Source organism: Flavobacterium sp. PL02 (genome assembly GCF_035013205.1).
Classification (GTDB): Bacteria; Bacteroidota; Bacteroidia; order Flavobacteriales; family Flavobacteriaceae; genus Flavobacterium.
This window is the reverse complement of sequence record NZ_JAYGJP010000003.1, coordinates 538996-551424: the sequence shown is the minus strand read 5'-3', so window position 1 is coordinate 551424 and position 12429 is coordinate 538996. Positions and strand designations below refer to the sequence as shown.

General features: G+C 31.8%; 17 protein-coding genes. 5 read left to right on the top strand and 12 right to left on the bottom strand.

Annotation, left to right across the window (positions count from 1 at the left end; all coding sequences use genetic code 11):
- Positions 1-120 precede the first annotated feature (120 nt).
- Positions 121-1182: a 3-isopropylmalate dehydrogenase gene (gene leuB / locus SHI72_RS13440; protein WP_039113805.1), complete on the top strand. Its 1062-nt coding sequence runs from the start codon at positions 121-123 to the stop codon at positions 1180-1182.
- Positions 1183-1298: 116 nt separating this feature from the next.
- On the opposite strand, the gene SHI72_RS13435 is transcribed toward leuB, so the two are convergent.
- Both SHI72_RS13435 and SHI72_RS13430 read right to left on the bottom strand, forming a co-directional pair.
- Entirely contained in the window at positions 1299-1661 is a 363-nt protein-coding gene (locus SHI72_RS13435) for an RNA recognition motif domain-containing protein (RefSeq protein WP_039113804.1), read from the bottom strand.
- A gap of 140 nt (positions 1662-1801) precedes the next feature.
- A complete protein-coding gene (locus tag SHI72_RS13430) occupies positions 1802-2290 on the bottom strand; it encodes a DUF6252 family protein (protein ID WP_039113802.1) in 489 nt (162 codons plus the stop codon).
- 197 nt (positions 2291-2487) lie between these two features.
- Between SHI72_RS13430 and SHI72_RS13425 the strand changes: the two genes are divergently transcribed.
- The 4 genes from SHI72_RS13425 (at position 2488) to SHI72_RS13410 (ending at position 5039) form a co-directional block, all read left to right on the top strand.
- Entirely contained in the window at positions 2488-3051 is a 564-nt protein-coding gene (locus tag SHI72_RS13425) for a 30S ribosomal protein S16 (protein WP_039113801.1), read from the top strand.
- 15 nt (positions 3052-3066) lie between these two features.
- Positions 3067-3591, top strand: coding sequence for a ribosome maturation factor RimM (gene rimM / locus SHI72_RS13420; RefSeq protein ID WP_039113800.1), 525 nt, complete (start codon positions 3067-3069; stop codon positions 3589-3591).
- 172 nt (positions 3592-3763) lie between these two features.
- Positions 3764-4186 carry a four helix bundle protein gene (locus SHI72_RS13415; RefSeq protein ID WP_240474729.1) on the top strand — a complete coding sequence of 141 codons (423 nt, stop codon included), beginning with the start codon at positions 3764-3766 and terminating at the stop codon, positions 4184-4186.
- A 145-nt stretch (positions 4187-4331) separates the two neighbouring features.
- Positions 4332-5039, top strand: coding sequence for a tRNA1(Val) (adenine(37)-N6)-methyltransferase (locus SHI72_RS13410; RefSeq protein WP_039113799.1), 708 nt, complete (start codon positions 4332-4334; stop codon positions 5037-5039).
- 58 nt (positions 5040-5097) lie between these two features.
- Here the strand turns inward: SHI72_RS13410 and SHI72_RS13405 are convergent, their stop codons facing one another.
- The 10 genes from SHI72_RS13405 to SHI72_RS13360 all read right to left on the bottom strand — a co-directional run bounded on the left by SHI72_RS13405 (position 5098) and on the right by SHI72_RS13360 (position 12413).
- Positions 5098-5289 carry a hypothetical protein gene (locus SHI72_RS13405; protein WP_323490250.1) on the bottom strand — a complete coding sequence of 64 codons (192 nt, stop codon included), beginning with the start codon at positions 5287-5289 and terminating at the stop codon, positions 5098-5100.
- Positions 5290-5837: 548 nt separating this feature from the next.
- Positions 5838-6020 (bottom strand): hypothetical protein, encoded by a 183-nt coding sequence (locus SHI72_RS13400; RefSeq protein ID WP_035621975.1) that lies wholly within the window; start codon positions 6018-6020, stop codon positions 5838-5840.
- 519 nt (positions 6021-6539) lie between these two features.
- Positions 6540-6719: a hypothetical protein gene (locus SHI72_RS13395; protein ID WP_323490249.1), complete on the bottom strand. Its 180-nt coding sequence runs from the start codon at positions 6717-6719 to the stop codon at positions 6540-6542.
- A gap of 253 nt (positions 6720-6972) precedes the next feature.
- Positions 6973-7152 (bottom strand): hypothetical protein, encoded by a 180-nt coding sequence (locus SHI72_RS13390; protein WP_323490248.1) that lies wholly within the window; start codon positions 7150-7152, stop codon positions 6973-6975.
- A 329-nt stretch (positions 7153-7481) separates the two neighbouring features.
- A complete protein-coding gene (locus SHI72_RS13385) occupies positions 7482-8777 on the bottom strand; it encodes an HlyD family secretion protein (RefSeq protein WP_039116972.1) in 1296 nt (431 codons plus the stop codon).
- Between the two features lie 3 nt (positions 8778-8780).
- On the bottom strand, positions 8781-10973 hold the full coding sequence (locus tag SHI72_RS13380) for a peptidase domain-containing ABC transporter (RefSeq protein WP_039116973.1): 2193 nt from the start codon (positions 10971-10973) through the stop codon (positions 8781-8783).
- Between the two features lie 397 nt (positions 10974-11370).
- Positions 11371-11535, bottom strand: a complete 165-nt coding sequence (locus tag SHI72_RS13375; protein WP_323490247.1) for a hypothetical protein — start codon at positions 11533-11535, stop codon at positions 11371-11373.
- 26 nt (positions 11536-11561) lie between these two features.
- A complete protein-coding gene (locus tag SHI72_RS13370; RefSeq protein ID WP_323490246.1) occupies positions 11562-11792 on the bottom strand; it encodes a hypothetical protein in 231 nt (76 codons plus the stop codon).
- Positions 11793-11821: 29 nt separating this feature from the next.
- Entirely contained in the window at positions 11822-11974 is a 153-nt protein-coding gene (locus SHI72_RS13365; RefSeq protein WP_165572108.1) for a hypothetical protein, read from the bottom strand.
- Positions 11975-12254: 280 nt separating this feature from the next.
- Positions 12255-12413 carry a hypothetical protein gene (locus SHI72_RS13360; RefSeq protein WP_165572107.1) on the bottom strand — a complete coding sequence of 53 codons (159 nt, stop codon included), beginning with the start codon at positions 12411-12413 and terminating at the stop codon, positions 12255-12257.
- Between the last annotated feature and the right edge of the window lie 16 nt (positions 12414-12429).

Sequence of the window (12429 nt, the reverse complement as noted above, 5' to 3'; positions counted from 1 at the left end):
CTTTAAACTTTGAGCCTTTGAACCTTTGCCGCTTTAAACCTAAAAACAATTATAAATAAAAATTCTGACTTACTAAGGAAAAAAACTTAGAAACTTAGAAACTTAGAAACTCAAAAAGAAATGAAATTTAACATCGCCCTTTTAGCAGGAGACGGAATTGGTCCTGAGGTAATTAATGAAGCCGTAAAAGTATCTGATGCTATTGCAAAAAAATTTAATCACGAAATTAACTGGACACCTGCTCTTACAGGAGCTTGCGCTATTGATGCAGTTGGAGTTCCTTATCCTGATGAAACTCATGAAATTTGTATGGCTGCCGATGCCGTTTTATTTGGCGCAATCGGTCATCCAAAATATGATAATGATCCAAGTGCGCCTGTTCGACCTGAACAAGGTTTATTATTAATGCGTAAAAAATTAGGGTTATTTGCTAATGTTCGACCAACGTTTACTTTCCCTTCATTAATAGATAATTCTCCTTTAAAAAGAGAAAGAATCGAAGGAACTGATTTAGTTTTCTTAAGAGAATTAACTGGAGGAATCTATTTTGGAGAAAAAGGAAGAAGAGACAATGGAGAAACTGCTTTTGACAATTGTGTTTACACAAGAGCTGAAGTACAACGTTTAGCTAAAAAAGGTTTTGAACTTGCCATGACGCGTAGCAAAAAATTATGTTGCGTTGATAAAGCAAACGTTTTGGAAACTTCACGTTTATGGAGAGAAACGGTTCAGGCAATGGAAAAAGATTATCCTGAAGTAACTGTTTCTTATGAATTTGTAGATGCTGTTGCAATGAGATTGGTACAATGGCCAAACTCTTACGATGTATTAATCACTGAAAATCTATTTGGAGATATCTTAACCGATGAAGCTTCGGTAATTTCCGGTTCAATGGGATTAATGCCTTCTGCATCTGTTGGAGAACACACTTCATTATATGAACCTATTCACGGGTCTTATCCACAAGCAACAGGATTAAATATTGCAAATCCACTAGCAACTATTTTATCCGCTGCAATGATGTTTGAAGATGCTTTTGGACTAAAAGAGGAAGCCGAAGCAATTAGAGCTGTTGTAAATAAATCATTAGAACAAGGAATTGTCACTGAAGATTTAGCTCCAAAAGGAACCAAAGCATACAAAACCAGCGAAGTTGGTGATTGGTTAGTTGCTAATTTATAAAAAATATTAGACGCACTGCGGTGCGTCTCTACAATATGCGTCTCCACAACAAAACATATACAAACAAAAAAGGTGTCAATAAATTGACACCTTTTTTTATATTGTAGAAAAAAATATTAATATCCTCCTCTGTTTCCACCTCCACGGTTGTCTCCACCACGGCTGTTTCCACCACCATAACCACCACGAGAATCATTTCCTCCACGGTTGTTATTAAAACTTCTTCTTTCGCCTTCTGGTTTTGGCTCAGATTTGTTTACAACAATTGCACGTCCTTGAACAGTAGCTCCGTTCAATTCGTCAATCGCTTTTTGAGCCTCATCATCATTTGTCATTTCAACAAAACCGAAACCTTTACTTCTTCCAGTAAATTTATCAGTAATGATTTTAACTGAATCAACTGCTCCGTAAGCCTCGAAAGACTCTCTTAAATCTGCTTCCTCAATACTGAATGGAAGGCTTCCAACAAAAATATTCATATGTACTTATTTATAATATGCAACAAATGTAATCTTATTTTTTTCTAATCTACTATAAATTAGCTTATTTATGTTTTTATTATCAATAAAAAAAGTAAGAAGAGTCGCAAATAGATTTTTTTTTCTTTCTTTAAAATTTTCTATTCCGATGTGTTAACCAACGTAATTGGCACTTTATAAAAAACTCCTTCTTTAAAGCGGACAGCTTTTTCGACCGACGCAACATCTTCATTATCTGGAGCAATAAATGCAAATGTACCCGAAACTGTATTTGTATCCTTATTATACTCCGTGATAATAATCTGACCACTTCCTATTCCTTTACCTGTTTTATACAAAGTTTCTTGCTTTGGCAATGAATTTATATATGTAGCAGTAGAAACATCATCGACTCCCAAAATATATGTTTTAACATTTACCGAAACTGTTTGTAAAACGACTTTTTCATCATTCAAACCTCCAGTTATTATAAGTACTCCGTTCTTATCAATAGTAGCACTATAAGTTGTAGTTCTCCAAAAAACATCGTTTTTCAAGAACTGAAAGGCAGGACTACTCGACACCACTTCTTCCTTATCACAGGCAATAAACAATAAAAGTAGAGGCAATAGAAAAAACCACTTTTTCATATTCAAATTAAATTTTGGCAAAATTATCAATTAAAAAACAAAATAATTAGATCTATCTCTTAAAAGAACCATAAAAAACTAGCAAATAAGGGCTTAAACATTAAATTGAAAAATAGAAATTGTAATTCAGAATAAAATTATATCTTTGCACCCTTAATTAATAGAGGTCGAGTACCTCAAAATTTAATCAAACGATTATGTCAGTAAAAATTAGATTACAAAGACACGGTAAAAAAGGAAAACCTTTTTACTGGGTTGTAGCTGCAGATGCACGCTCAAAAAGAGATGGTAAATACTTAGAGAAAATCGGTACTTACAATCCAAACACAAACCCAGCAACTATCGACTTAAACCTTGATAGTGCAGTTAAATGGTTACACAATGGTGCACAACCAACTGATACTGCTAAAGCAATTCTTTCTTACAAAGGAGCTTTGTTGAAACATCACCTTGAAGGTGGTATTCGCAAAGGTGCTTTAACTCAAGAACAAGCTGATGCAAAATTAGCTGCTTGGTTAGAAGCAAAAGCTGGAAAAGTTGACGCTAAGAAAGATGGTTTAACTAAAGCGCAAGCTGATGCTAAATCTAAAGCTTTTAAAGCTGAACAAGAAGTAAACGCAAAACGTTTAGCTGCTGCTGCAAAAGCTGAAGCTGACGCTATCGCTGCTGCTACTCCTGCTGTAGAAGAAGTTGCTGAAGTTGAAGCATCAACTGAAGAAGCTCCTGCTGCTGAAGAAAATAACGAAACAACTGAAGCATAATTATATTAAGCGAGAATGCGTAAAGAAGAATGTTTTTATTTAGGTAAAATCGCGAAAAAATTTAGTTTCAAAGGTGAAGTTCTGGCTTATTTAGACACGGACGAACCTGAGTTATACGAAAACTTGGAATCAGTGTTTGTCGAATGCGACAAACACTTGGTTCCTTTTTTTATTGAAAGTAGCTCAATACACAAAAACGATTTCTTAAGAATTCGTTTTGAAGATATGACTACTGAGGAAGATGCCGATGCCATTATGGGTAACGCCATTTATCTTCCTTTAAGCATGTTACCTAAACTTACTGGTAACAAATTTTATTTCCACGAAGTTATCGGTTTCGAAATAGAAGACCAACGCTTAGGCGTTTTCGGGAAAATAGTTTCTGTAAATGACTCTACTGCCCAACCTCTTTTTGAAGTTATTAATGGCGAAGTAGAAATGTTAATCCCTATGATTGACCATTTCTTAGTAAAAATTGACCGTGATAACAAAAAAGTTATCATGAATTTACCTGAAGGCTTGGTTGAAATGTACCTTTAGATTAGAAATTCCAATACTGAAAAGGAAAATTCCAAATCTGAAATTCCAAATTCCAAACTAGGAAGGAAAATTCCAATTTTTCAAATCTCAAATTCCAATACTGGAAAGGAAAATCCCAAATCTGAAATTCCAAATCCCACCTTTTAAAGAATATTTTTTCTAAATTTTAAATTTGAAAGAAAAAACTTATTTTTATAAAATAATTGTGCCATCTTTATTAGAATTTAAAAATTGGAGTATTATGATTAACAAACCTTACGATTTAGAAGAACGAACTTTTTTGTTTGCAAATGAATGTAGAACATATATTAGAACTTTACCTAAAACAACATCAAACATAGAAGACGGAAAACAATTAGTTAGATCTTCTGGTTCTGTAGGAGCAAATTATATTGAAGCAAATGAAAAACTTGGGGATAAAGATTTAATATTTAGACTTAAAATCTCTCGAAAAGAAGCTAAAGAATCTAAATTCTGGTTACGCTTATTACATGAATCAAATCCCGATCAAAGAACACTTTCAAATTCTTTATTATTCGAAGTAGAAGAATTACGAAAAATTTTATCAGCAATAATCACCAAAACTTCAAAATAATTATTGAGATTTTAATCTTACTTTTGCAACTTAAAACTCGTATAGTTTTACTCCTTTTTGCAATTGAAATTTGGAATTTCTTTTTTTAGAATTCCCTCCTTTCTAATTGAAAATTGGAATTTAAAAAAATTGGAATTTCTTTTTTATGTTTAAATTCAAACAATTCTCTATTCTACAAGATAAAACTGCTATGAAAGTTGGTACTGATGGTGTTTTATTAGGCGCATGGACTCCTATAACCAATAATCCTTTTAGCATTTTAGATGTTGGAGCCGGAACTGGTCTTATTGCCTTGATGCTAGCACAAAGAACCTCAGCAGAACAAATCGACGCTTTAGAGATAGATGAAGCTGCATATGAACAAGCTGTAGATAATTTTGAAAACGCTCCTTGGAATGACCGCCTATTTTGTTATCATGCAGGATTAGACGAGTTCATGGAAGAACCAGAAGACGAATATGACATCATTGTATCAAACCCTCCTTTTTACAGCGAAGATTACAAAACTGATAACGATCAAAGAGATTTAGCACGTTTTCAAGACGCAATGCCTTTTGAAGATTTAGTTGAAGCGGCTGATTTATTGCTTTCGGAAAACGGAATCTTCTCAGTAATTATTCCATTTAAAGAAGAAGAGAAATTTATTACTCTAGCCAAAGAATTTGAATTATATCCTTTTAAAATTACTCGAGTAAAAGGAACACCTGTAAGCGATATTAAACGCAGTTTATTAGCCTTTAATCGCACTGAAAACACAGACATTTCTATCGATGAATTAATTATCGAAACTGAAAGACATGTTTATACTCCCGAATATATCGAATTGACCAAGGATTTCTATTTGAAAATGTAAGCTTTAAAAAACTTACAAAGAGAGAAAGCGAACTTTCTCTCTAACTTGTTTTAAGATATTATTTTTGGCAACACCAGTTTCCAGGATATCTTTTTGGATAAACACCAAAGCCGCAAGCTTCTACAGAATAAACGCAATAACCTGTTTGTTCGGAATATGTCCAATCTCCTACTGCACCACCGCTAATTAGTTTTTGTTCGCTTTTTGTTAATTTTTGAGCACCTTCTACGTTTAAAATGTTTTTTAACATGATTTGTTTTTTTTTTATGGTTTCGTTAATAGCTCAATCTTTTAAAGACATTTGAACTTTCTGTCTAATCTCACGCAAGAATATTTTTAAGTCTATTAAAGAATCTAGCATATAACTCGTATTTTAATAGAAATTTGTCGTTGATAAAATAGCTTAAAAACTACATGTGAATTTTTAAGCACAATATTAAAGATAAGAACTCAACTAATTAAACAATAGATATATACATAAAAACAACAAACATTGAGAACCTATTTTGTTACATTTATAACCCAAGATTAAACTGACACAATAGAAACAAAAACGCATGAAAATTTCAACAGTCCTTTTAAAAGAAATGTCATCGATTTGAATCTAGTTAAAAATGAATAATCGTTATTGAAGAAGTAATTAAAAGAAGTAATTATGAGGTCTCGTCATCGGATATATCGAGTTGATGAAAGATCTCTATCTAAAAAATATAAACTTTAAAACCGGCTAAAAGAAGTAACTCAATTATAAAAATACACAGAGAGAAAGCGGACTTTCTCTCTGGTATGTTTTAAAAATTATTTTTCGCAACACCAGTTACCCGGATATTGTTTTGAATAAAGCGCACCGCTACAAACAGGAAGTGGATAAACACAATAACCCGTTGCTTCAGAATATCTCCATTCTCCTGCACTAATTAATTTTTGTTCGCTTTTGGTTAGTTTTCTGGCACCCTCTAAATTTAAAATGTTCTTTAACATGATTTGTTTTTTATGGTTTTGTTAATAGCTCAATCGTTTAAAGACAGTTGAACTTTCTGTCTAATCTCGCGTAAGAATATTTTAATTCTATTACAAAACCAGCTGATGCCTTTGTTTTTTTAATAGAAAATCACATTTGATGAAATAGTTTAAAAACCACTTAGTAATTTTTAAGCAGAACATTAAAGATAAAATATAACCAATTAAAATACAGATAGATAATAAAAAACAATAAACATTGAGCGTCTATTTTGTTAAATTTATAACCAGAAACTTAACTGGTTTATAAGAGGGAGAAACATAATATATTTGAAGTAAATACCATTGGCTTTTAATTCAAATTTAAAGCTAATGGTATCTCTATTGAGGAATAAATTATAGGAAGTAACTACACCTTTTTATTCTCGAATATATCGAGCTAACGAAAGATTGTTATGTTAAAAAGTGTAGAAAAGAATTATCTTAATTGTAAAATAACACAGAGAGAAAGCGAACTTCCTCTCTAATATATTTTAAAAACTATCTTTCACAACACCAACCACCGGCATAGCTTTTCGGATAAGTATCTTCACAAGAACTATAATTACTAAAACACCATCCTGTTTCCGGACTAAATTTAGCCCCTCCTCCGTTAATTGATTTTTGTTCGTTTTTGGTTAATTTTTTGGCACCTCCCAAGTTTAAAATGTTTTTTAACATAATTTAAAATTTTATAGTTTCGTTAATAACCCAATCGTTTAAAGACATTTGAGTCTTATGTCTAATCTCGCGCAAAAATATTTTAAACCTATTTCAAGCTCAAACAAATTATTTGCCTTAAATAGGATAAAATATTGAGTTAAAATATTCAAAAAAACTAAATTTAAACTCCTTGATACATGAAATTAACGAAGATTTTTTATTTAAATAACACAGAGAGGAAGTTCGCTTTCTCTCTAATATGTTTTAAAAACTATCTTTCACAACACCAACCACCGCCATAGTTTTTCGGATAAATACCTCCGCAAGAACTATTATTACTAACACACCATCCTGTTTCTGGAGCAAATTTTGCCTCCCCTCCAGTAATTGATTTTTGCTCATTTTTGGTTAATTTATTGGCACCCTCTAAGTTTAAAATATTTTTTAACATAATTTAAAATTTTATAGTTTCGTTAATAACCCAATCGTTTAAAGACATTTGAGCTTTCTGTCTAATCTCGCGCAAGAATATTTTAAATCTATTATAAAACTCAGCAAATACTTAGTCGTTCAATAGAAAATCAGCTTAGGTAAAATAGTTTAAAACTACATAGTCGTATTTTAAACATAATCTTAAAGATAGCTAGATAACAAATTAAAAAACAATCACATAAGCCAAAACAACAAACATTAAAGATCAATTTTGTTAAATTTATAACCTAGGATTTGACTGATTCAAAAATATAGCGAGAAGACACAACGATTGTAAGACATCAAATCTTAATTCTGTCTAAAAAGGCTCTTAAACTGATATAGTATTCTTTCGAGTAATCGTAGATCTTCGGTAACAATTTCTGCACTACCTTTCATCTCTTGTTGAAAAGGAATTTTCTTTTTATACGATGTTTCCAATCCTTTAGGTAGCGATATATCTAGCAATAGATTCCCATCTTTATCTGGAATAAGCGAAATATTTTCGACCTTGCCTCTAATTACACCAAACTCTCTGTCTGGGAAATTAAACAATCGAATATTAACTTGTTGTCCTAGTTTAATTTTTCCTGAATTCTGAGCCTTTGCTTTGGCTTTGCCAATATATCCTTTTTCAGTATCTGGAATAATCGAAAAGACATTTTCGCCCGAGGTAATTGTTTGGCTCTCTGTCCATACTTGCAAAAAAGTAACTATACCCGGAATTGAGGATCTTAATGTATAAGCTAATTCCCAATCTTTAATCCCTTTTTTTAACTGATAAAAAGATTGCATTAAGTTACGCTCTAAATTCACTTCTTCTTTCGTTCCGCTTATTTTAGTACCTTGACTAGATCTGGAGTTTTCTATAAGGGATGATTTTAACTGCGATATTGATGAAAGCAATCCTTTATAATTCTTATCTGCCTGAAGATAACTCAACTTTTTATTTTCTAAGTCTTGCGTAGAGATAACTCCTTTTGCATATAAAGCTTCGAAACGATTAACATCATTTTTTTGAAGTTGTAATTCGCTTTCGTTGATGCTTTTTTGCTGCTGCAAAATAGCCAATCGCTCTTTAATTTGAGTATGTTCTGATTTTTGAGCATTATTTTCTACTTGAAAAGGTTGTAGGTTTTCATTAAGTTTCCATGCTGCATAGTCCTTTTGAAATACTCCATAAGCATTTTCCATCTCTCCAAACTGCATATTGTTTAGAGACGCAAATGGAAATTCTTTATTTCTGTCATTTATATTAAAATTGTCTACTGTGTTTTTTAGAACAAAAACATCTTTATAATTAGCTGAATTTTCGATAATTGCAAGCGGTGTATTTTTTGACACTTTTGCTTTATCTTTTACCAAAATTGCTTCAATTCTTCCAGTAGTTTTTGCTACTAATTTCTCAGGAGGAATAGACGTTGTAATACTTATTTCTGTACTCACAACATCTGGATATTTAAGAAACCAGGAAACAAAAAACAGCATGCATATTATTGCAAAGATTAAAACGGTTCCCCATCGTATCATCCAATGTGGCACTCTTGTAAGGATATCTTGTACTTCTTCGCTTCTTAATTCAAATTTTGTATTGTCTTCTGCCATGTTTTAATTTCCTAATTGCAATTGATTACGAACCAATTCAAAATAATTCCCTTTTTGTTCTACTAATGCTGAGTGACTTCCTATTTCGATAATCTTTCCTTTGTCTAAAACAACTATTTGATCTGCGTTCATCACCGTACTTAATCGGTGCGCAATTACTACAACTGTTTTATCCTTAAAGAAGATATCTAATTTCCCCATAATTGATTTTTCATTATTTGCATCTAATGCTGAAGTTGCTTCATCAAAAAATAACATTTCGGGATTTTTATAAACTGCTCTCGCAATTAATAATCGTTGTTTTTGTCCTGTACTCATACCAACACCTTCTGATCCTATCTTGGTATTATAACCAAGAGGTAAACTAGAGATATATTCTTTTATGTTGGCCACATCTGCAGCGTAAACCAATCGTTCTTTATCTATTTTATCGACCCCAATAGCTATATTATTAGCAATTGTATCACTAAAAATAAATCCTTCTTGCATAACTGCTCCGATGTTATTACGCCATGCTTTTTGCGAAATGTTTTTAAGTTGTGTATTTCCTAAATTAATTTCTCCATTATTTGGCTCATAGAATTTTAGTAATAACTTCATTAAAGTGGTTTTTCCGCTTCCGCTAACGCCTACAATGGCAGTTACTTTGTGTGCAGGAATTATCAAATTTAAATCATCTAAAACAGGAATATCCGAACCTAAATAACGATACGATAAATCTTTGATGATTATATCGCTATCCTGAGGAATATCTTGGGTTTGATGTACTTCTTGCTGTACCTCATCTTCTTTATCATGAATTTCGGATAGTCTTGCCAACGATATTTTGGCATCTTGTACTTCTCTTACAAACTCTATAAGTTGTGTAATTGGTCCATTTAAACTCCCAACGATAGAACTTATAGCAAGCATCATCCCAAGTGTGATCTGACCATCGATTACCAATTTTGCCGAAAGGAAAATTATAAAAATATTCTTTAACTCATTAATTACAGATGAACCTATTGTTTGAGTTTGTTCCAGAACAAGTCCTTTTATAGAAACTCTAAATAATCTTGCTTGTACATACTCCCAACCCCATCTTTTTTGCTTTTCGGCATTATGCAGTTTTATTTCCTGCATTCCGTTTATAAGCTCCATAACCTTGCTTTGCTCCTGACTAACTTCTGAGAATCGCTTATAATCGAGTTCTTCTCTTCGTTTTAAGAATAAGGTTATCCATCCAAAGTACAGAATGCTTCCTGCAAAAAACACTAAGAATATCTGAAGATTATAATAGGCTAGAACACCTCCCATAATTATCATATTAATGACCGAAAACAATACATTTAATGATGATGTGGTAAGGATTCTCTCTATACGACGATGGTCGTTTATACGTTGCATAATATCTCCAGTCATTCTGACATCAAAAAATGAAATTGGTAAATTCATTAATTTGATGAAGAAATCTGAAATTAAAGAGATATTTATTCTGGTAGATAAATGCAATAATATCCAACTCCTGATAAGTTCTAACCCTGTTCTTCCTGCAAAAAGAAATAATTGCGCAAACAGAATTAAATAAATAAAATGAATGTTTTGATTTTGTATCCCTACATCGACAATACTCTGGGTAAGAAAAGGAAAAATAAGCTGTAGTAAACTACTCGCCAGTAAACTTATACTTAACTGGATTAGGAATGATTTATATCGCAAGACATATTGCGATAATAGTCCAAATCCTAAGCCTTTTTTATCTTCTTTATCAAACTCGGACTGAAAAAATCTTGGAGTGGCTTCTAACAATAATGCAATTCCTTCCTGAGTAGAATCATCGGCATTATTTCCTATCCAAAACTTAATAAAGTCTTTCTGATTATATTCTATCAATCCAAAAGCTGGATCAGAAATATAATAGATACCTCTCTTAATTTTATAAAGTACAACATAGTGTTCTTTATTCCAATGTAAGACACAAGGCAAAGGAGCTTCTTCCAGACTCTGTACATTAAGTTTAACTCCTAAGGTTCGAAAACCAATTTTTTCTGCAGCATCACTTAAGAACAACAAATTACTTCCTTCCCGTGTGGTCTCACTGTAATCACGTAGTTCTTGAATATTTATGGACTTACCATAATGCTTTGCAATAATCTTTAAGCAGGTAGGACCGCAGTCCTTAAAATCTGCTTGTTTATAATTGGGGAATTTTTTCAATTTTAAATCTTGTTTTACAAGGACAATATACTCTAATTATTTCATATTCGAATATAAAATAATAAAGAGGAACCACCTCCTCTTTATCATCTTAATGAACAACCTTACTAACACTTAACAAATTATAATTTTATTTAAAACCTACGGCTGTACATTACATGGACTAGCGCAGGTTATCTTATAGTACTTACAGAGACCCGTATTCCAATCACGACAATACTCCAAACCACCTTTGATGCTTTTTTGTTGGCTTTTTGTTAATTGTTCAGCACCTTCTAAATTTAAAATCTTTTTTAACATGATATTTAGTTTTATTAGTTACACAAAAAACAATTAAAACATTAAATTCTTGTTAGTCGTTTTACGGACTAACAAAAACTTAATTAATATTACATTATTAAGGCTCTATCCCTGGACGACATGGACTAGCACATGATAAGCTATAATACTTACATTGATTTGTGTTAGGATCAATACAATCTCTTAAACCTCCTTTAATACTTTTTTGCTCATTTTTAGTTAATTTTTGAGCCCCTTCTAAATTTGAAATGTTTTTTAACATGATATAAAGTTTTAAAAATTAATTAATTAAGCTCCACCTCCAGGAAATGTACAATTCCCAGTACTTCCTTCTTCTAATCCTGGTATTGTACCATCAGCACAATAAGAAAAGCAAGAAGAACTTATTTTTGTAGTACCGCCATTATAGCAAAAACATTTACAGTTTCCTGGCGGGATTTTACCTCCTCCAACAAGCATTTTTTGTTCGCTTTTGCTTAAATTTTGTGCACCTTCAATATTTAATATATTCTTTAACATAAGTATTGTTTTTAAAAAATTAATTTTCATTAAGGCTCACAACGAACACAAACACCGAAAATATTTAAACAAAAATCTACAGCACATCCCTCTTTAGGTTTCTCTGTACCACCTTTGATTATTTTCTGCTCTGTTATGTTCAGTTCTTGAACTCCTTCTAATTTTAAAATATTCTTTAACATAAGTATCGTTTTTTTAATGTTGAATAAATATTTACTAATTTTTTCTACAAAGTCCCTCAAATTCGCCTGAGACAACACAATATGTTCCTGTTGGACATATTCTTCCTTTAGTACAGGCTATACCTCCATGAATACTCTTTTGCTCATTTTTGGTTAATTGATGAGCCCCTTCTAAGTTTAAAATATTTTTTAACATAATTAGTTTTTATTAATTCGTTAATACTTCACTTTTTTAAGAACTAGGGTTTATGCCTAAAACTCATAAACCCTAGTATAAAAATTATCTAGAACACTCAATAAATCTGCAATCTGGATAGGCAATATTATTATCTTCAGGACAACAAACGATAAAATCGCCAGGTCCGTTTCCTTTAATTACTTTTTGCTCATTTTCTGTTAATTCCTGAGCTCCATCTATTTTCGAAATATTTTTCAACATACTATTTTAAATTAAA

Bases quoted from the DNA above. Each gene is read 5' to 3' on its own strand.
- SHI72_RS13425 (WP_039113801.1), top strand. From the start codon at position 2,488: ATGTCAGTAAAAATTAGATTACAAAGACACGGTAAAAAAGGAAAACCT.
- SHI72_RS13405 (WP_323490250.1), bottom strand. From the start codon at position 5,289: ATGTTAAAAAACATTTTAAACGTAGAAGGTGCTCAAAAATTAACAAAA.
- SHI72_RS13430 (WP_039113802.1), bottom strand. From the start codon at position 2,290: ATGAAAAAGTGGTTTTTTCTATTGCCTCTACTTTTATTGTTTATTGCC.
- SHI72_RS13410 (WP_039113799.1), top strand. From the start codon at position 4,332: ATGTTTAAATTCAAACAATTCTCTATTCTACAAGATAAAACTGCTATG.
- SHI72_RS13385 (WP_039116972.1), bottom strand. From the start codon at position 8,777: ATGGCAGAAGACAATACAAAATTTGAATTAAGAAGCGAAGAAGTACAA.
- leuB (WP_039113805.1), top strand. From the start codon at position 121: ATGAAATTTAACATCGCCCTTTTAGCAGGAGACGGAATTGGTCCTGAG.
- SHI72_RS13360 (WP_165572107.1), bottom strand. From the start codon at position 12,413: ATGTTGAAAAATATTTCGAAAATAGATGGAGCTCAGGAATTAACAGAA.
- SHI72_RS13400 (WP_035621975.1), bottom strand. From the start codon at position 6,020: ATGTTAAAGAACATTTTAAATTTAGAGGGTGCCAGAAAACTAACCAAA.
- SHI72_RS13365 (WP_165572108.1), bottom strand. From the start codon at position 11,974: ATGTTAAAGAATATTTTAAAATTAGAAGGAGTTCAAGAACTGAACATA.
- SHI72_RS13375 (WP_323490247.1), bottom strand. From the start codon at position 11,535: ATGTTAAAAAACATTTCAAATTTAGAAGGGGCTCAAAAATTAACTAAA.
- SHI72_RS13435 (WP_039113804.1), bottom strand. From the start codon at position 1,661: ATGAATATTTTTGTTGGAAGCCTTCCATTCAGTATTGAGGAAGCAGAT.
- SHI72_RS13370 (WP_323490246.1), bottom strand. From the start codon at position 11,792: ATGTTAAAGAATATATTAAATATTGAAGGTGCACAAAATTTAAGCAAA.
- rimM (WP_039113800.1), top strand. From the start codon at position 3,067: ATGCGTAAAGAAGAATGTTTTTATTTAGGTAAAATCGCGAAAAAATTT.
- SHI72_RS13395 (WP_323490249.1), bottom strand. From the start codon at position 6,719: ATGTTAAAAAACATTTTAAACTTGGGAGGTGCCAAAAAATTAACCAAA.
- SHI72_RS13390 (WP_323490248.1), bottom strand. From the start codon at position 7,152: ATGTTAAAAAATATTTTAAACTTAGAGGGTGCCAATAAATTAACCAAA.